The organism is Micromonospora sp. CP22 (genome assembly GCF_009712475.1).
GTDB lineage: Bacteria > Actinomycetota > Actinomycetes > Mycobacteriales > Micromonosporaceae > Micromonospora.
Genome location: NZ_VCJO01000006.1, coordinates 207,428 through 234,210, shown reverse-complemented (window position 1 = coordinate 234,210; position 26,783 = coordinate 207,428). Strand labels below are relative to the sequence as shown.

Annotated in this window: 24 protein-coding genes; 3 read left to right on the top strand and 21 right to left on the bottom strand. The window is 71.6% G+C overall.

Annotation, left to right across the window (positions count from 1 at the left end):
* The first annotated feature begins 141 nt into the window (after positions 1–141).
* Both FF096_RS13750 and FF096_RS13745 read left to right on the top strand, forming a co-directional pair.
* Positions 142–1,029, top strand: a complete 888-nt coding sequence (locus FF096_RS13750) for a septum formation family protein (protein WP_155218013.1) — start codon at positions 142–144, stop codon at positions 1,027–1,029.
* Between the two features lie 86 nt (positions 1,030–1,115).
* Positions 1,116–2,000 carry a septum formation family protein gene (locus tag FF096_RS13745; RefSeq protein ID WP_155218011.1) on the top strand — a complete coding sequence of 295 codons (885 nt, stop codon included), beginning with the start codon at positions 1,116–1,118 and terminating at the stop codon, positions 1,998–2,000.
* A 17-nt stretch (positions 2,001–2,017) separates the two neighbouring features.
* Here FF096_RS13745 and FF096_RS13740 read toward each other — a convergent pair whose 3' ends face one another.
* From FF096_RS13740 to pyrR, 19 genes are all read right to left on the bottom strand, one after another.
* Complete coding sequence (locus FF096_RS13740; protein ID WP_155218009.1) at positions 2,018–3,475, bottom strand: transcription antitermination factor NusB; 1,458 nt, start codon at positions 3,473–3,475, stop codon at positions 2,018–2,020.
* A complete protein-coding gene (fmt, locus tag FF096_RS13735; protein ID WP_155218007.1) occupies positions 3,430–4,356 on the bottom strand; it encodes a methionyl-tRNA formyltransferase in 927 nt (308 codons plus the stop codon). The genes FF096_RS13740 and fmt overlap by 46 nt, the downstream gene beginning before the upstream one ends.
* Before the next feature lie 4 nt (positions 4,357–4,360).
* Positions 4,361–4,921, bottom strand: a complete 561-nt coding sequence (gene def, locus FF096_RS13730) for a peptide deformylase (RefSeq protein WP_309223251.1) — start codon at positions 4,919–4,921, stop codon at positions 4,361–4,363.
* A 43-nt stretch (positions 4,922–4,964) separates the two neighbouring features.
* Positions 4,965–6,233 (bottom strand): cytochrome P450, encoded by a 1,269-nt coding sequence (locus tag FF096_RS13725; protein WP_155218005.1) that lies wholly within the window; start codon positions 6,231–6,233, stop codon positions 4,965–4,967.
* Between the two features lie 137 nt (positions 6,234–6,370).
* Positions 6,371–7,342, bottom strand: a complete 972-nt coding sequence (locus tag FF096_RS13720) for an AAA family ATPase (protein WP_309223250.1) — start codon at positions 7,340–7,342, stop codon at positions 6,371–6,373.
* Positions 7,343–7,610: 268 nt separating this feature from the next.
* Positions 7,611–9,527, bottom strand: coding sequence for a primosomal protein N' (locus tag FF096_RS13715; RefSeq protein ID WP_230462599.1), 1,917 nt, complete (start codon positions 9,525–9,527; stop codon positions 7,611–7,613).
* Positions 9,528–9,598: 71 nt separating this feature from the next.
* Positions 9,599–10,792 (bottom strand): methionine adenosyltransferase, encoded by a 1,194-nt coding sequence (gene metK, locus FF096_RS13710; protein ID WP_309223249.1) that lies wholly within the window; start codon positions 10,790–10,792, stop codon positions 9,599–9,601.
* A gap of 88 nt (positions 10,793–10,880) precedes the next feature.
* Positions 10,881–12,092, bottom strand: a complete 1,212-nt coding sequence (gene coaBC, locus FF096_RS13705; protein ID WP_155218001.1) for a bifunctional phosphopantothenoylcysteine decarboxylase/phosphopantothenate--cysteine ligase CoaBC — start codon at positions 12,090–12,092, stop codon at positions 10,881–10,883.
* Between the two features lie 13 nt (positions 12,093–12,105).
* On the bottom strand, positions 12,106–12,369 hold the full coding sequence (gene rpoZ / locus FF096_RS13700) for a DNA-directed RNA polymerase subunit omega (RefSeq protein ID WP_007075826.1): 264 nt from the start codon (positions 12,367–12,369) through the stop codon (positions 12,106–12,108).
* Positions 12,370–12,423: 54 nt separating this feature from the next.
* Complete coding sequence (locus tag FF096_RS13695) at positions 12,424–12,957, bottom strand: guanylate kinase (protein WP_309223248.1); 534 nt, start codon at positions 12,955–12,957, stop codon at positions 12,424–12,426.
* 25 nt (positions 12,958–12,982) lie between these two features.
* Entirely contained in the window at positions 12,983–13,300 is a 318-nt protein-coding gene (mihF, locus tag FF096_RS13690; protein WP_117229171.1) for an integration host factor, actinobacterial type, read from the bottom strand.
* A gap of 171 nt (positions 13,301–13,471) precedes the next feature.
* Entirely contained in the window at positions 13,472–14,308 is an 837-nt protein-coding gene (gene pyrF, locus FF096_RS13685) for an orotidine-5'-phosphate decarboxylase (protein WP_155217996.1), read from the bottom strand.
* 158 nt (positions 14,309–14,466) lie between these two features.
* Entirely contained in the window at positions 14,467–15,741 is a 1,275-nt protein-coding gene (locus tag FF096_RS13680) for an adenosylmethionine--8-amino-7-oxononanoate transaminase (protein ID WP_155217994.1), read from the bottom strand.
* Between the two features lie 115 nt (positions 15,742–15,856).
* Positions 15,857–16,897, bottom strand: a complete 1,041-nt coding sequence (locus FF096_RS13675; protein ID WP_309223247.1) for a quinone-dependent dihydroorotate dehydrogenase — start codon at positions 16,895–16,897, stop codon at positions 15,857–15,859.
* Between the two features lie 100 nt (positions 16,898–16,997).
* Positions 16,998–20,378, bottom strand: a complete 3,381-nt coding sequence (gene carB / locus FF096_RS13670) for a carbamoyl-phosphate synthase large subunit (RefSeq protein ID WP_155217992.1) — start codon at positions 20,376–20,378, stop codon at positions 16,998–17,000.
* Complete coding sequence (gene carA / locus FF096_RS13665) at positions 20,371–21,531, bottom strand: glutamine-hydrolyzing carbamoyl-phosphate synthase small subunit (protein ID WP_309223246.1); 1,161 nt, start codon at positions 21,529–21,531, stop codon at positions 20,371–20,373. The genes carB and carA overlap by 8 nt, the downstream gene beginning before the upstream one ends.
* A 55-nt stretch (positions 21,532–21,586) precedes the next feature.
* Entirely contained in the window at positions 21,587–22,864 is a 1,278-nt protein-coding gene (locus FF096_RS13660; protein WP_309223245.1) for a dihydroorotase, read from the bottom strand.
* Positions 22,861–23,787 carry an aspartate carbamoyltransferase catalytic subunit gene (locus FF096_RS13655; protein ID WP_155217990.1) on the bottom strand — a complete coding sequence of 309 codons (927 nt, stop codon included), beginning with the start codon at positions 23,785–23,787 and terminating at the stop codon, positions 22,861–22,863. Before FF096_RS13655 ends, FF096_RS13660 begins: the two co-directional genes overlap by 4 nt.
* Positions 23,788–23,842: 55 nt before the next feature.
* Positions 23,843–24,430: a bifunctional pyr operon transcriptional regulator/uracil phosphoribosyltransferase PyrR gene (pyrR, locus tag FF096_RS13650; RefSeq protein ID WP_309223244.1), complete on the bottom strand. Its 588-nt coding sequence runs from the start codon at positions 24,428–24,430 to the stop codon at positions 23,843–23,845.
* A 313-nt stretch (positions 24,431–24,743) separates the two neighbouring features.
* Here pyrR and FF096_RS13645 point away from each other — a divergent pair, with 313 nt between their 5' ends.
* Positions 24,744–25,232, top strand: a complete 489-nt coding sequence (locus tag FF096_RS13645) for a transcriptional regulator (protein WP_007458348.1) — start codon at positions 24,744–24,746, stop codon at positions 25,230–25,232.
* Between the two features lie 72 nt (positions 25,233–25,304).
* Here FF096_RS13645 and nusB read toward each other — a convergent pair whose 3' ends face one another.
* Positions 25,305–25,715 carry a transcription antitermination factor NusB gene (gene nusB, locus FF096_RS13640; protein ID WP_196222524.1) on the bottom strand — a complete coding sequence of 137 codons (411 nt, stop codon included), beginning with the start codon at positions 25,713–25,715 and terminating at the stop codon, positions 25,305–25,307.
* Positions 25,716–25,738: 23 nt separating this feature from the next.
* Entirely contained in the window at positions 25,739–26,296 is a 558-nt protein-coding gene (efp, locus tag FF096_RS13635; protein ID WP_155217987.1) for an elongation factor P, read from the bottom strand.
* Between the last annotated feature and the right edge of the window lie 487 nt (positions 26,297–26,783).

Sequence of the window (26,783 nt, the reverse complement as noted above, 5' to 3'; positions counted from 1 at the left end):
GGTGAAACGGAACGAAGCTCAACTTCGGCTGGCCAGACGACCGATTCGCGGCAACACTCCATCGGGGACGGTGACGGTATCGTGCAGGCCGGTGGGCGCGGGAGCCGGCAGCCGGGCGGCGGCTCCCGGAAAGGGCGGACGATGCGACGGTGGCTCGCGGCACTGGGGCTGGCCAGTACCGCTGCGATGATGCTCAGCGGTTGCGTACGGCCGGGCGGGACAGACGGCGATCTCACCGACGACTGGCAGACGATGCGGGCACCGACCATGTTCGTGCCGGCCACCGACGCCTGCCTGCCCCGGATCACCTCGGTCGTCCAGGCCAGCACGTACGAGACGGTGGACTGCGCCCGCAGCCACCTCGCCGAGACGGTCCACGTCGGCACGTTCACCGACGCCGCCGCCGAGGGCAACCGCCCCGAACCGGGGTCGGCGGCGTTGCGTACCGCCCGGGCCGAGTGCGACCAGCGGGCCCGGCTGGTGCTCGGCGGTGACTGGCACACCGCCCGGTTGACCCTCAACATCGCCCTGCCGTCGGTGCCCGCCTGGAACAGCGGCGCCCGGTGGTTCCGGTGCGACCTGAGCGAGACCGACAGCATCGACAACACCCGGCCGGTCAACCGCACCGGCAGCCTGCGCGGCGCCCTGATCGGTGACTCACCGCTGGTGCACCGCTGCTTCGACCCGAAGCTCATCGGCGACAGCCTGAACTACATGGCCCCGGTGCTCTGCACCGAGCCGCACGGCGCCGAGTTCGTCGGCGTCTACGTCGAGCGGGACATGAGCTGGGAGCAGTTCAGCGCCTCCGCCGGACAGGCCCACAAGCGCTGCATGGAGCTGATCGCCGCCTTCGCCGACGTACCCAACAACGCCGACCTGCCCTACCGGGCCGGTTCCATCTTCTACCCGCCGTCGCAGCGGGAGTGGGAGGAGGGCGACCGGGGCGTGCGGTGCATCCTGTGGAGCGACGACCGCAAACTGACCGGGTCGATGCGTGGCGTGGGCCCGAAGGGACTGCCCGTCACCTGAGCGCGGTGAGCCAAACGTCCCGGGCAGCGCCGGAGCCCGGTGCCGTATGCTCCCGCTTCGAAATCGGGAGCGGGAGGTCGACTGTGATGCGGCGATGGGTGACCGGGGTCGCGCTGGGCGTCGTGACGGCGCTGGCGGCGACCGGCTGCACCAGGCCGGCCGGCATCGACGGCGATCTGGTCGACGACTGGGCGTCGATGGCGGTGCCCACGGTGTTCACCCCCGACGACGGCGTCTGCCACGGGCAGCCGCAGGAGGTCGGCTACCTCAGCGCGTACGCCCCGGTCGACTGCGCCGAACCGCACCGGGCCGAGACGCTGCACGTCGGAGCCTTCACCGAGACCGCCGGGGCCCGACCACCGACGGTCGGCAGCAAGGCGATGCGCACCGCGTACAGCGAATGCGACCGGCAGGCCCGCACCACGCTGGGCGGCGACTGGCGTGCCGCCCGCATCGGCCTCACCGTCGTCCTGCCCTCACCGCGAGCGTGGACCGGCGGCGCCCGCTGGTTCCGCTGCGATGTGCACGAGTTGCGCGCCCTCGACACCCCGGTGCCGGTACGCCGTACCGCCAGCCTGGCCGGTGAACTCGACGGCTCGTCGGCGTTGCGGCACGGCTGCTTCAACGCCCGCACCGAGGGCGACGAGGTGATCGAGATGGTCGCCGTCGGGTGCACCAAGCGGCACCGGGCCGAGTTCGTGGGCCTCTGGCAGGCGCCGAAGAGCAGCTGGTCGGAACTCCTCGCGAAGCCGGAGCGGGTCCACCGTGGCTGCCGCAGCACCATCGCCCGCTACGCCAAGGTGCCCGACGACGGCAATCTCCAGTACCGGGTCGGCACGATCTTCTACCACCCCTCGGAAGGCGAGTGGCGCAGCGGCAACCGGTCGGTCCAGTGTTTCCTCTGGATCAGCAACCGCACCCTCACCCGGTCGGTGAAGGGCGCCGGTACCCGGGCACTACCGATCAACTGACCCGACCGGCGCCGGGGTCAGGTGCGGCGCAGCAGGGCCAGGAACATGGCGTCGGTGCCGTGCCGGTGCGGCCACAACTGCACCGTCGGGCCGTCGCCCAGGCCGGGCATCCCGGCCGGCAACACCGTACGCGCGTCGACGAAGTCGACCGGGACTCCGCTGCGACGGGCCGCCTCGGTCACCGTCACGTGGGTCTCCACGGTGTGCGGCGAGCAGGTCACGTAGGCCACCAGCCCGCCCGGGCGGGCCGCCCGCAGCCCGGCGACGAGCAGCTCACGCTGCAACCGGGTCAGCGCCGACAGGTCCGACGGCTGTCGGCGCCAGCGCGACTCCGGCCGACGGCGCAGCGAACCGAGCCCGGTGCAGGGCGCGTCGACCAGCACCCGGTCGAAGTGCTGCTCCGGCAGCTTCGCCTCGGTGCCGACCAGCCGGCCGTCGGTGTTCAGCACGGTCACCGGCAGCCCTCGGGTGGCGTTCGCGACCAGCCGGGCCCGGTGCTCGGCGATCTCCACGGCGGTCAGCCGTGCGTCCCGTTGCGCGGCCAGCGCCCCGAGCAGACCCGACTTGCCGCCCGGCCCGGCGCACAGGTCGAGCCACCGGCCGTCGGGGCCGTCCACCGGTGCCGACGCGAGCGCGTTCGCCACCAGTTGGGAACCCTCGTCCTGGACGTGGGCTCGCCCGTCCGCCACCGCCGCCAGGTCACCGGGCGCACCGCCGGCCAGGTATACCGCGTACGGCGAGAAGGCGCCGGGCGCGCCGCCCACCTCGTCGGCGAGGTCGACCGGGTCGACCAGACCGGGGCGGGCGCACAGGTGCACCGGAGGACGCTCGTTGTCCTCGATCAGCAGGCGGGTGGTCTCGCCCAGGTCACCGCCGAGCGCCTCGTTGAACGCCCGCACGATCCACTCCGGATGGCTGTAGGTCAGTGCGAGGTGCCCGACCGGGTCCTGTTCGATCGGTGGCGCGAGCCGGGACACCCACCCGTCGACGTCGCGGGTGGCGACCTCGCGCAGCACCGCGTTGGCGAACCCGGTGGCACCCTGGCCCACCGCGCGGACCAGGTCGACGGTGGAGGAGACCGCCGCGTGCGCCGGCACCCGGGTGTGCAGCAGTTGGTACGCGCCGATGCGCAACGCGTCGCGGACCGGTGGGTCGATCCGCTGCACGTCCCGCCCGGCCGCGGCGGTGAGGATGGCGTCGAGCGTGCCCAGGTGGCGCAGGGTGCCGTAGGTCAGTTCGGTGGCGAAGGCGGCGTCCCGCCCGGTCAGCCCCGAGTCACTCAGGATCGACGGCAGCACCAGGTTGGCGTACGCGTCGTCGCGGTGCACCGCCGCGACGGCCTCGTACGCCGCGTAACGGGCCCGGTCGACCACCGGTCGCCCGGGGCGGGATCCGCGTCGCTCCGCGCCGCCACGGGCGGTGGTCTCTCTCACACGAACTCCTCGCCGGCACCGACCCGGGCACCACGTGCCCAGTCGGTCGCCGCCATGGCCCGCTTGCCGGCCGCGCGTACCTCGCCGAGGCGGACCGGCACGGTGGCCGTGCCGGCCAGCACCCGGTCCTTGGACACCATCAGCTCACCGGGTTTCAGCGGCTGCGCGTCGGGCGCCGGGGTGACCGGGCCGAGCTTCACCCGATCGCCCCGGAAGGTCGTCCACGGCCCGGGGGCGGGCGTGCACGCGCGGATCCGTCGGTCCACCGCGAAGGCGGGGTCGCCCCAGCGCACCCGGGCGTCCTCGACGGTCAGCTTCGGCGCGAGGCTCACCCCGTCGGCGGGCTGCGGTTGCGCCCTCGCGGTGCCGTCGGCCAACGCGTCCAGCACCGCCACCAGCAGCCCGGCACCGCTGTGCGCCAACCGCTCCAGCAGGTCACCGGAGGTGTCGGTGGGACGGATCTCGTCGGTGACCGTGCCGTAGACCGGACCGGTGTCCAGCCCCTCCTCCAGTTGGAAGACGCTGGCGCCGGTCACCTCGTCGCCGTGCAGCACGGCGTGCTGCACCGGCGCGGCTCCCCGCCACGCCGGCAGCAGCGAGAAGTGCAGGTTCACCCAGCCGTGCCGGGGGATCTCCAGCGCGACCGGCGGCACCAGCGCGCCGTAGGCGACCACCGGCACGCAGTCCGGAGCCAGCTCGCGCAGCCGGTCCAGGAACTCCGGCTCACGCGGACGCGCCGGGGTCAACACCTCGATGCCCCGCTCGTCGGCCCACGCGCCGACCGGGGAACGGACCAGACCCCGACCGCGCCCGGCGGGCGCGTCCGGACGGGTGACCACGGCGATCACCTCGTGCTGGGACTCGGCCACGGCGGACAGGGCCGGAACAGCGACGGCCGGCGTACCGGCGAAGATCACGCGCATCGGGTCACCGCCCCAGACCGAACGGGTTACCGGCGGCGTGCGGGCTCAGCTTGACCGTCGGTGGGGCGGCCGGGTCGTACCACTCGGCCTGACGGATCGCCTTCATCGCCTCCTTGCGGCCGGCCGGGTCCAGCCGGTCGACGAAGAGCACCCCGTCGAGGTGGTCGGTCTCGTGCTGCACACAGCGGGCCATCAACCCGGTGCCGACGATCTGCATCGGGTCACCGTAGCCGTTGAAGCCCTTGGCGATGACGTTCTGCCGACGCTTGGTGTCGAAGTAGAGCCCGGGGATGGACAGGCACCCCTCCGGGCCGTCCTGCTCCTCCTCGTCGGGGAACTCCAGCACCGGGTTCACCAGGTGACCCACCACGTCGTCGACGTCGAAGGTGAACACCCGCAGGCCCACGCCCAGCTGCGGCGCGGCGAGACCGGCGCCACCCTGCTCACGCATGGTGTCGGTCAGGTCCTCGATGAGCTTTCGCAACTCGACGTCGAAGTCGACCACCGGATCGGCCGGCGTGCGCAGCACCGGGTCTCCGAACAGACGGATGGGCTGGACGGTCACGCGGATGGGCTCCTTCACGGCAGGACGGGAATGCCGTACCAGTCTACGGACTGCCGGTAGCCGCGCCGCCCGGCGCACCACCCTCCCCGGTCGACGGCGGTGCACCCACGGTGACCGGCAGGTGATCGTACCCACGCAGGGTCAGCCGGATCCGACGCCGAGGTTGCCCGGCCAGCGCCAGGGTGGGCAATCGGCGCAGCAACGCCGGGAAGGCGATCTGGGCCTCCAGCCGGGCCAGACCCGCCCCCAGGCAGTAGTGCGGCCCGGCACCGAAGGAGAGCGGGCTCAGCTGGGCCCGCCACGGGTCGAACCGCTCCGGTCGGTGGTAGCGCCGTGGGTCGCGGTTGGCCGCGCCGAGCAGCAGCAGGATCCAGCTGCCCGCCGGCACCTCGACCCCGTCGAGGTCGACCGCCTCGGCGTTGACGCGGGTGGTCAGCTGCACCGGCGAGTCGAAACGGAGCAGTTCGTCCACGTACGCCGGGGCGTGCTGCGGCTGCTGGCGCAGCCCCTCGGCCTCCCGGGGGTGGGCCAGCAGCACCGCCAACCCGTTGCCGAGCAGGTTGGTGGTGGTCTCGAAACCGGCGACCAGCAGGATCACCAGGTTCGCCAACAGTTCGTCACCGGAGAGCCGGTCACCGGCGTCGTGCGCCTGCACCAGGGCGGTGGTCAGGTCGTCGGCCGGTGCGCGGCGACGGGCGGCCACCAGTTCGGTGAAGTAGTCACGCAGCTCGGTGGCACCGGCGTCGGCCACGGCCAGTTCCGCCGCGCTGATCTCGGGCTCCAGGACTCCGGTCAGGTCGGCCGTCCAGCGCCGGAACAGCGGGCGGTCGGCGGCGGGCACGCCGAGCAGTTCGCAGATCACCCCGACCGGCAGCGGGTAGGCGAACTCGGCCATGAAGTCCACCGCCGCCCCACCCCGGCCGGCTGTGGTCATCCCGTCGATCAGTTCGTCGGTCTGCGCCGCGACCACCTCGCGCATGGCGTTGATCCGGCGGGGGGTGAAGGCGCCGGTGACGAGGCGACGCATCCGGCTGTGGTCGGGCGGGTTCGTACGCAACATGGATCGGGCGATCGAGGACACGGCCGGGCTCTGCCGCCAGTCGGGCAGGATGCCGTCGCGCAGGTGCTCGTCGAGCACCCGGATCCGGGCGTCCCGAAGCAGTTCGTCGGCCTCGGCGTGACCGGTGACCGCATACACGCCCGGACCGGTCTGCGCGACCGGTCCGTGGGCACGCAGCTGTTCGTACGCCGGATAGGGGTCTACGCGCCCTTCGGGCGACATGAGCGACGCGAACGCCTCGGCGACATCCATCCGGCCTCCTTGGGGGGATCCTGGAGGCTCCATCATCCCGCGCGACGCCGTCGCCGTGGTACCGCGCACGGCCGCCTTCCGCGGCCGGCACCGCCTGGCGAGTCAGCCGCTCACCCCGACCGGCGCCGCCTGGCCGGTCAGCCGCTCTCCCCGGCGAGCACCGCGTCGCCGGCGAGCAGCGCGTGCTCCGGCAACGGCAGCTGGATGTCGTGGGCCGCCTCCCAGTCGTGGATCAGGCTGGGGCGGGTTTGGGCGACGAAGTAGTCCATCGCGCTCACCCCACCGACCACCGGTTCCTCGACCTCGGCGACCAGCCGACCCGGCACCAGCCGCACGCCGTTGCGCAGGGCGGCGCTGAGCCGACGGTGTCCGTTGACCACAAAGAAGTACTCGCCGGTGTAGCCGATGTCCAACGGCTCCAGGCCGGTCTCATCGGCGGGGACCTCGGGCACGGAGGTCGAGTCCCACAGGCCGCGCAGGCCGCCGATCTCCTCGGTCGGGTAGACCCGTCCCGGGTCGAGCAGCAGCAGCGGAGGCGCGCCGCGCAGCACCTCGGGCGCGAGCCGTCCCTCGTACGCGTCGATGATGCTCTCGATCACCTCGTCGGCGGACGCCCGGGTGGTGTCGCAGATCAGGTCGTAGTTGCGCAGCCGGGCCTTGTCCACGCCGTACCGGACCAGGAACCGGTTGCGCTCGCTCTCGCTGCGTTCCTTGAGCTTCGCCTTCGCCTCCTCCAGCGAGGTATAGCTCTCGGCCGGACCGGAGGGGCGCAGCAGGACGCGACGGGCGGCCTCACCCGGCTCGGTGATCATGTGCACCTTGAGCGCGTCGGTGAAGAAGTGCCAGGCCAGCCGGGAGTCCATGACCAGGCTCTCGCCGGAGGCGGCGATGTCCCGCTGGAGCTGGTCGACGTAGCCGTCGACGGCCTGGTCCAACTCGGCGTGCAGGTTCAGCTGGAGAGCGGTCATCTGCCGCTCCTGGGCCATCTTGCGATACAGGTCACCGACGCTGACCCGGCGCATGCCGAGCCGCTTGGCGATCTCGACCGAGACAGTGCTCTTGCCGCTGCCGAGGTCACCGTTGAAGACGATCGACTGACGAACGGTCACGACTGGTCCACCCCTGATAACCGGCTGATTGAGATCATCGATTTCCGCGCCGGACCGACGGGGTTGCGCCGTCGTCGCGCTGCCCTCGGACACCTCCAGCTGGACCTGGAGTCGCCGTACGCACCGGCATGACGGGCGATGCTACCACCTCATGCGGGCCGGGCCCGAGGACGCAACCGGCAGCAGGCAAGTCAATACGTAGCGTCACTATCAGGTAACATATCGCATCGATTGCCGCATCGATCGGTACCCACCGTCACCAAGCCGCTTAGAACAGCGCGAGCGGGTCGACTTGGAGGCGGACCGGATCGCTCGCCTTGCGGGCGCTACGCACCCCGGCCGCCGCGTGCAACGCGTCGGCCATGGCGGCGGCCCGCGTCCTCGGCACCCGCACCAGCATCCGCTCCCGCTCGCCGTCGGCCGGCACCGGACCGAGCAGTTCGGCCCCGTCGGGCAGGCGGGCCTGCGCCAACAGGTCGGCCACCGCCGCCGGTGGGCCGGTCACGCTGGCCATCCGCATCGCCGGTGGGAAGCCCAGCTCCCGCCGCTCGGCCAGTTCCCGGGCCGCGAACCAGCCGGCGTCCCACCGCAGCAACGCCTGCACCGGCGCGAGCGCGCCGTCGGCGACCACCACCACCCGCCCCCCGTCGGACGCCGGCCGGGCCAGTGCCGCCGCGGCCGTCCAGCGACGCAACGCCTCCTCCCCGGCCCGCAGGTCCGCCCGGGTAAGCAGCGCCCAGGTGTCCAGCAGCAGCACCGCGCCGTACCCACCGGCCGCCACCGGCTCGGCGCCCGGGGTCGCGACCACCAGACCCGCGCCGCCGGGGACGTCGGAGAGCACCTCCTCCCGCCCGGAGGTGCGAACCGGCACCCCCGGAAAGGCCCGGCCGAGTTCCTCGGCGGTCCGCCGGGCACCGGTGACCGAGGCTCGCAGCCGCCGTCGGCCGCACTGCGGGCAGGCGTACGCGGCGGCGACCCGGGCGCACCAGCGGCACGCCGGTGTCCCACCGGCCGACGGCAACCCGAGCGGGCCGGCGCAGTGCGGACAGCGGGCCGGGGTACGGCACTCGGCGCAGGCCACCGAGGGCAGGTAGCCGCGTCGGGGCACCTGGACCAGGACCGGCAGGTCCGCGCGCAGTGCCTCCCGGGCCGCGTGCCAGGCCAGACTCGGCAGCCGGGCGGTCGCCGCGCCGGGGTCACGGGCCAGTTGCGGGTCATCGCCGGTCGGCACGATGGCGGGGGTACGCGCCCGCAGCACCGCCCGGTCGGCGACCACCTCACGGGCCCAGCCGGTCTCCACCAGCAGTTGCGCCTCGGCGGTCCGGGCGTAGCCGCCGACCAGCGCTGCGGCGTCGGCCAACTGGGCGCGGGTGAGCAGCACCTCGCGGGCGTGTGGGTAGGGGGCTCGCGGCTCGGCGTGCAGATCGTCACCGTCGTCCCAGATGGCCACCAGGCCGAGCCGGTCGACCGGGGCGAACATGGCCGCCCGGGTGCCGATCACCACCGGGGCGTCGCCGCGCCGGGCGGCCAGGAAGGCGCGGTAGCGCCGCGCCGGGCCGAGCGCGGCCGACAGGCAGACATGCCGTCCCTCGCCGAGCCGTGCGGTCAGCGCGGCGTCGAGGCGGTCCAGGTCCCGCCCGTCGGCGACCACCACCAGCGCGCCCCGACCGGAGGCGACCGTGGCCGCGACGGCGGTGGCGTAGCGGGCCGCCCAGTCCTCCCCCGGCAGCGCCGACCACACCGCCCGGGGGGAACGCCCGTCGGCCAGGGCCCGCAGCAGCGCCACCCCGGCCGGGTAGTCACGCCAGCCGACGGGTTCCGGCACCGGCGGGCTGGCCGGAGCCGCCGGTGCCGGGTCGTCGGCCGGGGCTCGACCGACGACGTCCTTCTCCACCCGCGCGTGCCGGGGTGGCACCGCCAGCCGCAGCACGTCGGCCAGGCTGCCGGCGTACCGGTCGGCGACGACCCGGGCCAGCCGGGCCACCTCCGGGGCCAGCACCGGCACCGGAGAGACCACCTTGTCCAGGTACGCGAGCCGGGGATGGTCGGATTCCTCGGCCCGCTCCAGCAGCCATCCGTCGACCAGTTGGCCGGCGAACCGCACCTTCACCCGGACGCCGGGCACGGCGTCGGCGGCGAGCGCCTGCGGGACCAGGTAGTCGAAGGGGCGGTCCAGATGGGCCAGCGGAACGTCGACGCAGACACGGGCGACCGGCGACCCGTCAGCGGGCCGCCGGTCGTCACGCCGGGGGGTTGTCAGGCTCCCGCGGCCGACTTGAGGTCGGCGGCGCGGTCGGTCGACTCCCACCTCAGGTCGGGCAGTTCCCGACCGAAGTGGCCATAGGCGGCGGTCTGGGCGTAGATCGGCCGCAGCAGGTCCAGGTCCCGGATGATGGCGGCCGGGCGCAGGTCGAAGATCTCGTTGACCGCCTTCTCGATCGAGGCCACCGGCACCGTCTCGGTGCCGAACGTCTCGATGAACAGGCTCACCGGGTGCGCCTTGCCGATGGCGTACGCCACCTGCACCTCGCACCGCTCCGCGAGACCGGCGGCCACCACGTTCTTGGCCACCCAGCGCATCGCGTACGCGGCCGAGCGGTCGACCTTCGACGGGTCCTTGCCGGAGAACGCCCCGCCGCCGTGACGGGCGTAGCCGCCGTAGGTGTCCACGATGATCTTCCGCCCGGTCAGACCGGCGTCGCCCATCGGGCCACCGATCTCGAACCGGCCGGTCGGGTTGACCAGCAGGCGGTAGCCCTCGGTGTCCAGGCCCAGGCTCTCCAGTTCCGGGGCGATGACGTGGTCCCGCACGTCCGGGGTGAGCAACGACTCCAGTGAGATGTCCGCGGCGTGCTGGCTGGAGACCACCACCGTGTTCAGGCGTACCGGCCGCAGCCCGTCGTACTCGACGGTGACCTGCGTCTTGCCGTCCGGCCGCAGGTAGGGCACGGTGCCGTCCTTGCGGACCGCGGCGAGCCGGCGGGCCAGTCGGTGCGCGAGCGCGATCGGCAGGGGCATCAGCTCCGGCGTCTCGGAGCAGGCGAAGCCGAACATCATGCCCTGGTCACCGGCGCCCTGCGCGTCCAATGCGCTCTCCGACGCCCCGGTACGCAGTTCGAAGGCGTTGTCCACGCCCTGCGCGATGTCCGGCGACTGAGCACCGATCGAGACGCTCACGCCACACGACGCCCCGTCGAAACCCTTCTTCGACGAGTCGTACCCGATACCCAGGATCGTCTCCCGCACGATCGTCGGGATGTCGGCGTACGCCTTGGTTGTCACCTCACCGGCAACGTGCACCTGACCGGTGGTGATCAGGGTCTCCACAGCCACCCGGCTGTGCGGATCCTGCGTCAACAGGGCATCGAGGATGCCGTCGCTGATCTGATCGGCGATCTTGTCCGGGTGGCCTTCCGTGACCGATTCGGACGTGAAGAGGCGGCGTGTCACGGTACTCCTAAGTCTTGGACGTCGTTCCGCGGCAGTGTAGTCACCAACCGTCAACCGCACCGTTGACGGTCGTCTCGGGGTCCAGCCGTCAGGAGGAGTCTCCGGCCAGCCGGGCGACCGCCAGGTCCCACACCCGGTCGGCGAGATCCTCCTTGGACCGCTCGGGGATCCGGGTGACCGAGCCGTCCACGCTGATGACCGTGGCCGCGTTGGTGTCGGCACCGAAAACCTTGTCCGGCCCGACCTCGTTGATGACGATGAGGTCGGCCCGTTTACGGGCCAGCTTGGCCCGCCCGTTGGCCTCGGCGTCGTCGGTCTCGGCGGCGAACACCACCAGCACCTGCTCCGGTCGACGACGCTGCCCCAGTTCGGCGGCGATGTCCGGGTTGGTCACGAGTTCGATGGTGGGTGCGGTGCCGTCGTCCGACTTCTTGATTTTGCCAGGCGCGTACGTCGCCGGTCGGAAATCGGCCGGAGCCGCCGCCATCACCACCACGTCGGCGTCCGCCGCCGCGCTGAGCGTGGCCTCGCGCAACTCCCCGGTGGTGCCCACGCGGACCAGGTCCGCGCCGGCCGGGTCGGGCAGCGAGACGTTGGCCGAGATCAGCGTTACCCGCGCGCCACGGGCGAGCGCGGCACGGGCGAAGGCGTAGCCCTGCTTGCCGGAGGAGCGGTTGCCCAGGAAGCGCACCGGGTCCAGCGGTTCCCGGGTGCCGCCGGCGGTGACCACCACCCGGCGGCCGGTCAGGTCGGCCGGCGCGTCGGCGCCACGGGCCAGGATGCGGCGGGCGACGGCGAAGATCTCGGCCGGCTCGGGCAGCCGCCCCTTGCCGGTGTCGACGCCGGTGAGGCGACCCACCGCCGGCTCGATGACCCGTACCCCTCGGGCCCGCAGCGTGGCGACGTTGGCGACGGTCGCCGGGTGCTCCCACATCTCGGTGTGCATGGCCGGCGCCAGCAGCACCGGGCAGCGCGCGGTCAGCAGCGTGTTACTGAGTAGATCATCAGCGAGGCCGTGCGCGGCTCGGGCCAGCAGGTCGGCGGTGGTGGGCGCGACCACCACCAGGTCGGCCTGCTGACCGAGTCGCACGTGCGGCACCTCGTGCACGTCGGACCAGACGTCCTCGGCGACCGGCTGGCCGGACAGGGCCGCCCAGGTCGGCGCGCCGACGAAACGCAACGCGGCTGCGGTCGGCACCACCCGCACCTGGTGGCCCGACTCGGTGAACAGGCGCAGCAACTCGCAGGCCTTGTAGGCGGCGATCCCGCCACCGACGCCGAGGACGACCCGGGCGCTCATCGACGCGCGGGGGTTACGGCTGGTCGGTCGGCTCAGCGGTGAGCAGGCCCGCGTTGATCTCGCGCATCGCGATGGAGAGCGGCTTCTCCTGGGGAGTGGTCTCGACCAGCGGGCCGACGTACTCCAGCAGGCCCTCACCGAGCTGGCTGTAGTAGGCGTTGACCTGGCGGGCGCGCTTGGCCGCGAAGATGACCAGCGCGTACTTCGACGTCGTCTTCTCCAGGAGCTCGTCGATCGGCGGGTTGGTGATGCCTTCGGGGTTGGCGATGGATCCCACGGATAAAACCTCTGCGTCTGTCGCACGGACCGCGCGTGAGCGCGGCGCCGGCGCTCAACCGCGCGGACGCGGCCGGGCCGGAGCCAGGAATGAAGAACCGATGAATCCTACCAGTTCGTCCACGACCCGCTCGATCCGGTCGTGCGACACACTGAGGTCGAACGCTGCCACGACGGGCGGACCGGGCGCTCGGCCGGGGGGATGGAGCAGGACCAGTCGGGCTCGCGGCCATCCGGCTCGCACCAGCAGCGCGCCGTCGAGGTCCAGCGAGAGCAACACCGGCTGCCCGGCGGCGAGCCGGCGGCGCAGGGGGGCGATCTCCGTGCCGCGCCGGTACGCGCCGAACCGGCTCCACTCCAGCAGTTCGCCTGCGGCGAGCCGGCGGTCGAACTCCTCCGCCGTCACGAAGTGCCGGTGGACGCCGTCCAGTTCGCTGCCCCGGCGAGGCCGGGTGGTGACCGTGATCGGCGTCCACACTGACGGAGAACGCGCCCGGAGCAGCTCGACGACACTCTCCCTGCCGGCGCCGGATGGGCCGGCCAGGACAGTGAGCCGAGCCGCCGGGCGCGCCTCGTCATCCAAGCTCACTGCTTGTTTCTACACGCAGTCGCGCTCAGTTGGCGGCGAACTCCCCGAGCAGCGCCTTGCGCTGCTGCTCGCCGAGGCCACGCAGCCGACGGCTATCGGCGATCTTGAGCTTCTCCATGATCTGAGTAGCCCGGATCTTGCCGATGCCCGGCATGGCCTGCAGCACGGCCGAAACCTTGAGCTTGCCGACGACATCGTCGGACTCGGCCCGCGCAAGAACGGCTCCGAGGGTGGTCTTGCCCTGCTTGAGCTGCTCCTTCAGCTCGGCACGGGCTTTGCGGATCTCCGCAGCCTTCTCCAGCGCGGCTGCGCGCTGCTCGGGGGTCAGTGACGGGAGCGGCACCAGTTCTCCTCAGGTCCCTATCGCGACGGGCGGGACGCGCCGCCGCATCTGTGAAACGTGGTGTCGCTGTGAACCAAGGGGTTCCCAGCGCGGGGAAAACTAGCGGTCAACGGAGCTTTCGGCAACGTGGGCGCGCGATGATCACCTCAGAGTGACCGACCCATCAGTCAGTCACGACATCTCCAGAACCCCTCGACACTCGGCCAAAAGCCGGTCCGCGGCGGCCCGCAACGCCTCCGAATCGGGCCCCGCGCCCAGCACCTCGCGGGAGTACGCGGGCAGCACTGCGGGCAGCGCGGAACCGAAGACGGTCCGCAGATCCGCCGCCGACGCGCCCTGCGCTCCGAGCCCCGGTGCGAGCAGCGGTCCGTTCACCCGCGACAGGTCGCAGCCCGTCTCGCCGACCGTCGCCCCGACCACCGCACCGATGCTTCCGAGCGGCTCCGCACCCGCGTTGAGCTGCGAAATCTCATCGAGAACCGTCTGCGCGACGGTGCGTCCGTCGGCGGCCCGAGCCTGCTGCACCGCCGCGCCCTCGGGGTTGGAGGTGCGCGCCAGGACGAACACGCCACCGCCGTGCTCGGCGGCCAATTCGAACATGGGTGCCAGCGATCCGACCCCCAGGAAAGGGCTCGCCGTCAGCGCATCGACATACATGGGACTGAATGGATCAAGGTATGCCGACGCGTACGCGCGAACCGTCGAACCGATGTCGCCGCGCTTGACGTCGAGCAGAACGATCGAGCCGAGATTTCGCAACTGTCGGATAGTTGACTCAAGGACCGCCACCCCTTGAGAACCGAATCGCTCGAAGAACGCCGACTGCGGCTTCACCACCGCAACCCGGTCACCGAGGGCGTCGACGACCGTACCGGCGAAGCGGTCCAGACCCCTCACATCGTCGTCGAGACCCCACCGGGCCAGCAGTTCCGGATGCGGGTCGATACCCACGCACAGCGGACCACGGTCCGCCACGGCCCGGTGCAGTCGGGCGCCGAAGCTCTCCATAAGGCAGTCGCCTTCCTCTCGTCCTCCGACGGTTTCCGGCTTCCACCGTCCGCCGCCTACTCACCATCCGCAGTCAGGCTGGTTGCCGAGCTACTCCATTTAGCGACGCCTGCCGACCACGCCTACTCAAATCGGTCCGGGCGTCGACATTCGCCTACTCAGCCCGCCGCGACCGCTGCCGCGATACCCGACACCACGAGTGCCAAGTCGGCGTCCGTGATGACGTACGGCGGCATCGTGTAGACCAGATCCCGGAACGGGCGCAGCCACACCCCCCGCGCCACCGCCGCCGCCGTGGCCGCACCGAGGTCCACCTCGTGGTCCAGTTGGACCACCCCGATGCCGCCGAGCACCCGCACGTCCGCCACCCCCGACGCACCGCGCAGCGGCTCCAGTCCGGACCGCAGACCGCGTTCGAGCCGGGCCACCTCCCCGGCCCAGTCACCGGCCCGCAGCAGGCTCAGCGACGCGTTGGCGACCGCGCAGGCCAGTGGGTTACCCATGAACGTCGGACCGTGCGCGAGGACGCCGCCGGCCTGGATGCCCCACGCGACCTCCGGCGTGCAGAGAGCCGCCGCCAGGGTGAGGTAGCCCCCGGTGAGCGCCTTGCCGACACAGAGCACGTCCGGGGTCACCCCGGCGTGCTCGGCGGCGAACATCGTCCCGGTGCGGCCGAATCCCGTCGCGATCTCGTCGAAGATCAGCAGCACGCCGTGCGCGCGGGTCACCTCGCGCAGCACCCGCAGGTAGTGGGGGTGGTGGAAACGCATCCCGCCGGCCCCCTGCACCACCGGCTCCACGATCACCGCGGCCAGTTCGTGGGCGTGCCGCTCGACCGCGTCGGTCAGTGCCGCCTCGTACGCCGGGTCCGGCGGATCGTCGAAGCCGCCGGGCGGCGCCGGGGCGAAGACCTGTCGCGGCAACACGTCCGTCCAGAGGTGGTGCATCCCGCCCTCGGGGTCGCACACGCTCATCGGATGGAAGGTGTCACCGTGGTATCCGCCCCGCCAGGTGCCCAACCGGTGCCGCTGCGGCCGACCGACGCCCCGCTGGTACTGCAGGGCCATCTTCACCGCGACCTCGACGCTGACCGACCCCGAGTCGGCCAGGAACACGTGCTCCAGGCCGTCGGGGGTGATCTCGACCAGGGTGCGGGCCAGCTCCACGGCCGGGGCGTGGGTGAGGCCACCGAACATGACGTGGCTCATCCGCCCCAGCTGCCCGGTCACCGCCGCGTCCAGCACCGGATGCCGGTAACCGTGGATCGCCGCCCACCAGGAGGACATCCCGTCGACCAACTCCCGGCCGTCGGCCAGCCGCAGCCGTACCCCCTCGGCGCTCTCCACCAGGTAGGGCGCCACCGCGGGCGGCAACGCCGCGTACGGATGCCAGACGTGCGCCGCGTCGGCGGCGAGAACCTCCTCCGGGGTCATCGGTCCTCCTTGCGCCCGAGGCTCTGCTTCAACCCAGGCGACGGTCTCGGTGTCGAACCCGTGCGTCCGGTGAAGCAGAGCCGAAGCGGGTGGTGAGTCGGGTGGGTCGTGGTCGTCAGGCTCCGGTCGTCGTCGGGCGTGCCGCACCCGCCGCCGCACGGGCGACGGCACGGGGCAGCGCCGGGCCCCGGTAGATGAACCCGGTGTAGAGCTGCACCAGGCTGGCACCGGCGTCGAACATCCGGGTCGCGTCGTCGGGATCGACGATGCCGCCCACGCCGATGACCGGCAGCCGCCCGCCCGTCTCGGTGTGGACGAAGGAGACCACCTGCCGCGCCCGATCGGCCAGCGGCCGACCGGACAGTCCGCCCGCCTCGGCCGCGCGTGCCCGGTCGGCCGGGGCCAACCCGTCCCGGGCGAGGGTCGTGTTCGTGGCGATCACCCCGGCGGCGCCCCGGGCCAGGCACACCTCCAGCAACTCGGCGATGGCCGGCTCGGTGAGATCGGGGGCGATCTTCACCAGCACCGGCTTCTCCCCCACCAACGCCGCCAGCAGCGCGTCCAGGTGCTCCCGGTCCTGCAACGCGCGCAGTCCGGGGGTGTTCGGTGAGGAGACGTTGACCGCAAAGTAGTCACCGTGCTCACGCAACGCGTGGTACGACTCGCGGTAGTCCGCCACCGCGTCCTCCAGGGCCGTCACCTTCGACTTGCCCAGCGAGATTCCCAGGGGTACGCCGAGCGGTCTCGGCAACGCCGCCAGCCGGTTCGCCAACGCCTGCGCCCCGGCGTTGTTGAAGCCCATCCTGTTGATCACGGCTTCGCTGTCGGCCAGCCGGAACAGCCGGGGCCGGGGATTGCCCGGCTGCGGGCGCGCGGTCACCGTGCCGACCTCGACGAACCCGAAGCCCAACGCCGGCCAGGCCGGCAGCGCCACCCCGTCCTTGTCCATGCCTGCGGCCAGTCCGACCGGGTTCGGGAACCGCACCCCGAACACCGTGCGCGGGGCCGACACGGCGTACCGGGCGCGCAGCGCCGCCAGTGCGACCGGCATCCGAGACAGCTCCGCCAGCCGCCGCAGGGTGAACTCGTGCGCCGCCTCGGCGTCACCGCCACCGACCCGGAACAGCCCCCGCCGCACCGTCCTCTCGAAGATCACGCCGTCCCTCCCCGCACCGCCGCGCGTCGATCAAGAAGTTTTCGTCCCACCGAGCGCCTCCGGAGGACCAGAACTTCTTGATCGACGAGAGCCTGGGGGGTCACTGGGCGGGCCGCAGGAGTGCGTGCAGGTCTTGCAGGGGGCGTACCTGCATGTCACCACGGATGCGTGCCTCGATGCCCATGACGGCGGCGGCAGCGCCGGGAACGGTGGTGATGCACGGGATGTCGGCGGTGACCGCCGCGCTGCGGATCTCGTAACCGTCCGAGCGGGCGCTGGCACCCGAACCCTGCGGCGTGTTCACCACCAGGGCGACATGACCACCGAGGATCAGCGACACCGCGTCGTCCTCGGCACCGGCCTCGTAGTGCTTCGGGACCTGCTCGCAGGCGATGCCGTGACGGCGGAGCACCTCGGCGGTACCGCTGGTCGCGACGATGTCGAAGCCGAGGTCGGCGAGCCGCTTGATCGGGAAGATCATGCCGCGCTTGTCCCGGTTGGCCACCGAGACGAAGATCTTGCCCTCGGTCGGCAGTGAGCCGTACGCCGCCGACTGCGACTTGGCGAAGGCGTGCCCGAAGCCGGTGTCGATCCCCATCACCTCGCCGGTCGACTTCATCTCCGGGCCGAGCAGTGAGTCCACTCCCTTACCGGCCGGCGTGCGGAACCGCTTGAACGGCAGCACCGCCTCCTTCACCGCGATCGGGGCGTGCGGCGGCAGCGAGCCGCCGTCCCCGGTCGCCGGCAACATGCCCTCGGCGCGCAGCTCCGCCAGGGTCGCGCCCAGGGCGATCCGGGCCGCCGCCTTCGCCAGCGGCACCGCCGTGGCCTTGGAGACGAACGGCACGGTACGCGAGGCGCGCGGGTTGGCCTCCAGCACGTACAGCGCGTCGTCCTTCAACGCGTACTGGACGTTGAGCAGTCCGCGTACCCCGATGCCCCGGGCGATCGCCTCGGTGTACCGCCGCACCTGGGCGACGTGCGAACTGGCCAGGGTGATCGAGGGCAGCGCGCAGGAGGAGTCGCCGGAGTGGATACCCGCCTCCTCGATGTGCTCCATGATCCCGCCGAGGTAGACCTCGCCGTCGGCGTCACAGAGCGCGTCCACGTCGATCTCGATGGCGTCGTCGAGGAACCGGTCGACGAGCACCGGATGGTGCGGCGAGATGTCGGTGGCGCGGCCGATGTAGTCATGCAGCGTGGCGTCGTCGTAGACGATCTCCATGCCGCGCCCACCCAGCACGTACGACGGTCGGACCAGCACCGGGTAACCGATGTCGTCGGCGATCTGCTTCGCCTCCTCGTACGAGGTGGCGGTGCCGTGCGCCGGAGCGCGCAGACCGGCCCGGGCCAGCAGCGACCCGAAGGCGCCCCGCTCCTCGGCCAGGTGGATCGACTCCGGGGAGGTACCCACCACCGGCACACCGGCGTCCTTGAGCCGTTGGGCCAACCCGAGCGGGGTCTGACCGCCCAACTGCACGATCACACCGACCACGCCCGGCCCGCCGGCCGCCCGGCCGGAGGAGTCCTCCGCGTGCCAGACCTCCAGCACGTCCTCGAAGGTCAGCGGCTCGAAGTAGAGCCGGTCGGCGGTGTCGTAGTCGGTGGAGACCGTCTCCGGGTTGCAGTTGACCATGACGGTCTCGTAGCCGGCCCGCTCGGCGTCGGCGGCCGACCCGGACGGCGCGTTCCGCAGCGCCATGACCGCGTGCACGCAGGAGTAGTCGAACTCGATGCCCTGCCCGATCCGGTTCGGTCCCGAGCCGAGGATCATGACCTTCGGCCGCGCCGAACCGGCCACCTCGGTCTCGGCGTCGTAGGAGGAGTAGTGGTACGGGGTGGTGGCCTCGAACTCGGCGGCGCAGGTGTCCACCGTCTTGTAGACCGGCCGGATGCCGAGGCGGTGCCGCAGCGTACGCACCCCGTCCTCGGCGGCCAGCTCGGGCCGGAGCGCGGCCAGCTGGCCGTCGGACAGGCCGGCCCGCTTGGCCCGGCGCAGCAGCGCCGCGTCCAGCACCGGGGCCGCCACGATCTCGGCCCGCAACTCGACCAGAGCCGCGATCTGGTCCAGGAACCACGGGTCGATACCGCCGGAGGCGGCGCTGACCTCGGCGATCGAGGCGCCCAGCCGCAGCGCCCGTTCCACCGTGTAGAGCCGCCCGTCGTGCGGCGTGCCCAGGGCCGCGAGGGTGTTCTCCCGGGTGGCCCCGGCCGGGTCGGGCACCGTCCAGAAACCGGCTTCCTTGGTCTCCATCGAGCGCATCGCCTTGTTCAACGCCTCGGTGAAGTTACGTCCCAGGCTCATCGCCTCGCCGACCGACTTCATCGTGGTGGTCAGCTCCCGGTCCGCGCCGGGGAACTTCTCGAACGCGAACCGGGGGATCTTCACCACCACGTAGTCCAGCGTCGGCTCGAACGCGGCCGGCGTCTTGAGGGTGATGTCGTTGGGGATCTCGTCGAGGGTGTAGCCGATGGCCAGCTTGGCGGCGATCTTCGCGATCGGGAAACCGGTCGCCTTCGAGGCCAACGCCGAGGAGCGGGAGACCCGGGGGTTCATCTCGATGACGACGATGCGGCCGTCGGCCGGGTTCACCGCGAACTGGATGTTGCAGCCACCGGTGTCCACGCCGACCTCGCGCAGCACCGCGATACCCAGGTCGCGCAGGTGCTGGTACTCCCGGTCGGTCAGGGTCATGGCCGGCGCCACGGTCACGCTGTCGCCGGTGTGCACGCCCATCGGGTCGATGTTCTCGATCGAGCAGACCACCACCACGTTGTCGTGGCGGTCCCGCATCAGTTCGAGTTCGTACTCCTTCCAGCCGAGCACGCTCTCCTCGATGAGCACCTCGTGCACCGGGCTGGCGGCCAGCCCGGCCCCCGCGATGCGCTCCAGGTCGGCGTCGGTGTGCGCCATACCCGAGCCGAGGCCACCCATGGTGAACGACGGCCGGATCACCACCGGCAGGCCCAGCTCGGCCACCGTCTCCCGGACCTCGTCCATCGAGTGGCAGACCCGCGACCGTGGCACCAGCGCCGACGGGTCGGCCACCCCGAGGCGTACGCCGGCCTTCGCCACGATCTCCTTGAACAGCTGCCGGTCCTCGCCGCGCCGGATCGCCTCGATGTCGGCGCCGATCAGCTCGACGCCGTACTTCTCCAGCACCCCGGAATCGTGCAACGCCACCGCGGTGTTCAGCGCGGTCTGACCGCCCAGGGTGGGCAGCACCGCGTCGGGACGCTCCTTGGCGATCACCAGCTCGACGAACTCGGGGGTGATCGGCTCGACGTAGGTGGCGTCGGCGAACTCCGGATCGGTCATGATCGTCGCCGGGTTGGAGTTGACCAGGCTGACCCTGATCCCCTCGGCCCGCAGCACCCGGCACGCCTGGGTGCCGGAGTAGTCGAACTCGCAGGCCTGTCCGATGACGATCGGTCCCGACCCGATCACCAGGATGTGCTTGAGATCGGTCCGCTTAGGCATTGGTACGCCCCCCACTGAGAGCCCGGCCGTCGATCAGCTCGGCGAAGCGGTCGAAGAGATAGTCCGCGTCGTGCGGGCCGGCCGCCGCCTCCGGGTGGTACTGGACGGTGAAAGCGGGCACGTCACGCGCCCGCAGCCCCTCGACCACGTTGTCATTGAGGCAGACGTGCGACACCTCGACGCCACCGAACTCGGTGTCGATCACCTGGTTCGGCACCACCGCGCCCGGCCGCACCCCGGGCACCTCCACCGCGAAGCCGTGGTTGTGGCTGGTCACCTCGACCTTGCCGGTGACCCGGTCCAGCACCGGCTGGTTGATGCCCCGGTGGCCGTAGCCGAGCTTGTAGGTGCCGAAGCCGAGCGCCCGGCCGAGGATCTGGCTGCCGAAGCAGATGCCGAACAGCGGCATCTCGCGGCGCAGCACCTCCCGGGCCAACGCGACCGCGTTGTCGGCGGTCGCCGGATCGCCGGGGCCCGGCGAGAAGAAGACCGCGTCAGCACCGGTGGCCAGCAGATCCTCGATGGTCGAACCGGCCGGCAGCACGTGGGTGGTGACACCCCGCGCGGCGAGCCGACGCGGCACGTTGCGCTTGATGCCCAGGTCCAGCGCGGCCACCGTGAACCGGTGCTCGCCCTCGGCGTCGACCACGTACGGGGTCGGGGTGGTCACCTCGTCGGAGAGGTTCGCGCCGACCATCTGCGGCGACTGGCGGACCCGTTCGAGCAGGGCCCGGGGGTCGTCCTCGACACTGGAGACACCCACCCGCATCGCGCCGCGTTCACGCAGGTGGCGGGTCAGTGCCCGGGTGTCCACGCCGCTGATGCCGACTACTCCCTCGGTGGCCAGCCGGTCCTCCAGTCCGCCGGTGGCCCGCCAGTTGGAGCTGACCCGGGCCGGATCACGCACCACGTAACCCGCCACCCAGATCCGACGCGACTCGTCGTCGTCGGTGTTGACGCCGGTGTTGCCGATGTGCGGGGCGGTCTGCACCACCACCTGGCGGTGGTACGACGGGTCGGTGAGGGTCTCCTGGTAACCGGTCATCCCGGTGTTGAAGACCGCCTCGCCGAAGGTCTCCCCGACGCTGCCGTACGCCTCGCCGTGGAAGGTGCGCCCGTCCTCAAGGACCAGGATCGCCGACCTGCGCTTCACTGTGCCCGCCTTTCGTTCGCGGCTGCGGTACTCCGCTTCGCTGCGTTCCTCGCGCTCACCGGACAGCCTTTCCGTCCAGAACCGTCGCCTCGCCACGCAGGAAGGTCGCCACGATGCGACCCGGCAGCGTCATCCGGGCGTACGGTGTGTTGCGGCTACGGCTGGCCAGCTCCGCAGGTTCGATCACCCGGCGGGCCGCCGGGTCGACCAGGGTCAGGTTGGCCGGCGCTCCGGGGGCCGGGTCGTGGCCGTGTTCGGTCAGTCCGGCGATCCGGGCCGGCGTACGCGACATCCGGTCGGCGATCAGGTCCCACTCCGGCCCCAGCACGTCGAGCGCGATGGACAGCGCCGTCTCCAGCCCGAGCATGCCCGGCCGGGCGTACGCCCACTCGCACTCCTTGTCCTCCACCGCGTGTGGGGCGTGGTCGGTGGCGATGATGTCGATCACCCCGTCGACCAGCGCGGCCCGCAGCGCGGCGATGTCGGTGGCGGTACGCAGCGGCGGGTTGACCTTGAAGACCGGGTCGTAGGTCTCGGCCCGCGCGTCGGTGAGCAGCAGGTGGTGCGGGGTCACCTCGGCGGTGACGCGTACCCCCCGGGCCTTGGCGTGGCGCAGCACCTCGACGCTGCCGGCGGTGGAGACGTGACAGACGTGCAGTCGGCTGCCGACGTGCTCGGCCAGCAGCACGTCCCGCGCGATGATCGCCTCCTCGGCCACCGCCGGCCACCCGGTGAGGCCCAGCCGGGTGGAGACCTCACCTTCGTGCATCTGGGCCCCCTCGGTGAGCCGGGGCTCCTCCGCGTGCTGGGCGATGATCCCGTCGAAGGCCTTCACGTACTCCAGCGCCCGGCGCATCAGCCGGGGGTCGGCGACGCAGTGCCCGTCGTCGGAGAAGATCCGCACCCGGGCCGCCGAGTCGGCCATCGCGCCGAGTTCGGCCAGGCGTTCGCCGGCCAGGCCGACGGTGACCGCGCCGATGGGTTGCACGTCGACCAGCCCGGCCTCGCGGCCGAGCCGCCACACCTGCTCCACCACCCCGGCGGTGTCGGCCACCGGCGAGGTGTTCGCCATCGCGCAGACCGCGGTGTAACCGCCGAGCGCCGCCGAGCGGGAACCGGTCTCCACCGTCTCGGCGTCCTCCCGGCCGGGCTCACGCAGATGGGTGTGCAGGTCGACCAGGCCGGGCAGGGCGACCAGCCCGGCGGCGTCGACCACCGTGGCGTCCGGCGCGGACAGCCCGGTGCCGGTCTCCGCGACGACGCCGTCGCGGATCAGCAGGTCGGTCGGTGCGGCGCCGAGGACGCTGACGTTCTTGAGCAGGTACGAGTTCACCGGTTGTTCCCCCCGAGCAGCAGGTAGAGGACGGCCATCCGGACGGAGACACCGTTGGCGACCTGTTCGACGATGGTGGAGCGGGACGAGTCCGCGACCTCCGGTGTGATCTCCATGCCCCGGTTCATCGGGCCGGGGTGCATGACGATGGCGTGCTCCGGCAGCCGATTCATCCGGGGACCGTCCAGGCCGTAGCGGCGGGCGTACTCGCGGGCGGACGGGAAGTAGGAGTCGTTCATCCGCTCCCGCTGCACCCGCAGCATCATCACCACGTCCGACGACGGCAGCACCGCGTCGAGGTCGTAGCAGACGTCGGTGCCGGGCGCGAGGGCGGCGGCGATGTCGACCGGGATGAGCGTCGGCGGCCCGACCAGCGTCACCTTGGCGCCGAGGGTGGACAGCAGCAGCACGTTGGAGCGGGCCACCCGGGAGTGCAGCACGTCACCGACCACGGCCACCGACAGTCCGGCCAGCCGTCCCAGCCGGGACCGCATCGTGTACGCGTCGAGCAGCGCCTGGGTGGGATGCTCGTGGGTGCCGTCGCCCGCGTTGACCACCGAACCGTCGACCCAGTCGGCGAGGCGGTGCGGGGCGCCCGAGGCGGGATGGCGGACCACCACCGCGTCGGCGCCCATCGCCTGCAGGGTCAACGCGGTGTCCTTCAGGCTCTCGCCCTTGGCGACGCTGGAACCCTTCGCCGAAAAGTTGATCACATCGGCGCTGAGTCGCTTGGCGGCCGCCTCGAACGAGATCCGGGTACGGGTCGAATCCTCGTAGAAGAGGTTGACCACGGTCCGGCCGCGCAGCGCCGGCAGCTTCTTGACCTCGCGTCCGGCCACGGCGGCCATCTCGGCGGCGGTGTCCAGGATCTGGGTGGCGGTGTCGGCGTCAAGGTCGGCGCCGGAGAGCAGATGCCTGATCATGATGCCTGCCTTTCGTCGGCGACCGCGGGGCAAAGCCGCGCCCCACTCCTCGCGCTCACCGGGCGGGCTCCTCGCCGTAGAGCCGGACCTCGTCCACGCCGTCGGTCTCGGCCAGCGTCACCTTGACGTTCTCGGCCAGCGCGGTCGGGATGTTCTTGCCGACGTAGTCGGCCCGGATGGGTAGCTGTCGGTGCCCCCGGTCCACCAGCACGGCAAGCTGCACCATGGCGGGACGTCCCAGGTCACCGAGCGCGTCGAGGGCGGCCCGGACGGTCCGGCCAGAGAAGAGGACGTCGTCGACGAGGATCACCCGCATGCCGTCGATGCCACCGGGCGGGAGCTGGGTGGGGCCGACCGCCCGGGTGGCGTGCCGGCGCAGGTCGTCGCGGTAGAGGGTGATGTCGAGCACGCCGACCGGCACGGAGATGCCCTCGAAGGCGCTGATCCGGGCGGCGAGGCGACCGGCCAGGGGGGCGCCCCGGGTGGGGACGCCGAGCAACACGGTGTCGGCCGCGCCCTGGGTCTTCTCGAGGATCTGGTGAGCGATGCGGTCGACGACGCGTTGCACGTCGGCGCTGGTCAAAATCACCTTCACCGAGGGTTGTCGCGGCGGTGGCGACTGGGCAGCCGTTGGGTAGGCCACGGCGGACCTCCTTCCCCGCCTCACGGGACGGGTCGTTAAAGGACGTCGGATCCTCCCGGCCGGCTGGACCGGGCCGGCGGAGGGGCGTCGGCAACGTTACCAGTGGTCGTCGCCGCCGCTACGCGCGGGCACCAGGCACGACGGCGTGACCGGTCGGCATTTACTGACTGGCGAATCAGTCTGGCGAAACGGGACAACTCACCCGGGGTGTTCAACGGGAAGGTCACGACCACTTGACCACGTGTACGAATCCCCGTACCGTCACGCTCCGTAGCGATCGCTGGGAGAACCCGAGCAGCACTGGAGTGTCCGAATGCCCTCTGAATACGCCAAGTCTCTGGGCGCCCGCCTGCGCTCCATCCGCCAGCAGCAGGGTCTGTCCCTGCAGGGAGTGGAGGAGAAGTCGAACGGGCGTTGGAAGGCGGTAGTCGTCGGCTCGTACGAGCGCGGCGACCGGGCCGTCACGGTGTCCCGACTGGCCGAGCTGGCCGAGTTCTACCGCGTACCGGTCTCGGAGTTGCTGCCCGACGGCAGTGGGGTGCGGCACGAACCCACCAGCAAGATCGTTCTGGACCTGGAGCGCCTCTACGACGAGGCCAGCGAGGATCTCGCCTACGTGGCCCGCTACGCACGCGCCATCCAGCAGCAGCGCGGTGACTACAACGGCCGGGTGCTGTCCATCCGCGCCGACGACCTGCGCGCCCTCGCCATCGTCTACGACGCCTCGCCGTCCGGCCTGATCGAGCGGCTGACCGAGCACGGCGTGCTGGTCGCCGATCCCCGGGCGTTCTTCGCCTCCTGAGTACGAACCGACGAAAGGGCCCGTGCCGTCCGGCACGGGCCCTTCGTCACGTCACCGCAGGTGGCGTACGCCTCAGCGGGTGGCGTACTCGGCGATCCTGCCGAGCAGACCGTTGAGGAAGCGGGGCGAGTCGTCGGTCGACATCTGCCGGGCCAACTCCACCGCCTCGCTGATCGCCACCGCGTCGTCGATCTCGTCGAGATACAGCAGCTCGTAGACCGCGATCCGGGCCAGGTTGCGGTCGACCACCGGCATCCGGTCCAACGTCCAGCCCTCGGCGTAGCTGGAGATCAGCTCATCGATCCGGTCCAGGTGCCCGGCCACCCCCTCGACCAGACCGACCGCGTACCCCAGGTGTTCGGGACGCGGCTTCTCGATCCGCTCAACGTAGCCCGCCAGCACCTCGACCGGTGGGCGATCACGCAGGTCGGCCTCGAAGAGCACGTCCAACGCCCGCTTGCGCGCCTTGCGGCGCGCCGGCATCTGCTGCTTCGGACCCTCGGACATCAGGCGCGGCCGAGGTAACGGCCGTCGCGGGTGTCGACCTTGATCTTCTCGCCGGTGGTCACGAAGAGCGGGACCTGGACGGTCGCGCCCGTCTCCACCGTCGCCGGCTTGTTGCCGCCGGTCGAGCGGTCGCCCTGCAGACCCGGCTCGGTGTAGGTGACCTCCAGCACAACGGAGGTCGGCAGCTCGATGTAGAGCGGCACACCCTCGTGGGTGGCCACGATCGCCTCGGCCTCGGGCAGCAGGTAGTTGGCCGCCTCGCCGACCGTCCCGCCCAGCACCGTGATCTGGTCGTACGTCTCCATGTCCATGAAGACGTAGTCCTCGCCGTCGGCGTAGAGATACTGCATGGTGCGCTTGTCGACGGTCGCCGTCTCCACCTTGGTGCCCGCGTTGAAGGTCTTGTCGACCACCTTGCCGGAGAGCACGTTCTTCAGCGTGGTACGCACGAACGCACCACCCTTACCGGGCTTGACGTGCTGGAACTCAACGACGGACCAGAGCTCCCCGTCGAGGTTGAGTACCATGCCGTTCTTCAGGTCGTTGGTGGTGGCCATTTCCTGCCTTGATCATCAATTGGCGGACAGACCTGCCAAGTCTACTAGCAGTCTCACGACCCGCCGACCGCCGCCGGTCGCCACCGGCCCGGGCCCGGCTCGACGTGCCCCGTCGCCTCGGCATGACCATCCGGCGAGGGCCCGCGCGCCGCACCCCGGGTGCCGATCCGCGAGGGCAAACCGCGCACTGTCAGTGACGCCTCTCCCCCGCCCCCCACCACACCTCCGCGCCCTTTGCTCTGCTTCAACCGACGCAACAGTCACTTTCCGTGGCGATTTCGCCGCAGATCACCGCACTGCCGCGCCACAACGCCGCTGGTCAGCCGCTAGTGCGTTGGTTGAAGCAGAGCAAAGCGTGGAAAGGGGTGATGGGCGGGGAACCGGGACATCACTGAGGGTAGCTGGAAGGGCTTGCTTCGCACCTACCCGGGCGCGGGCAGCACCGAGCGTAGTGGCGGTGCGGAAGCCGGGCGTACGGTGATCGGAA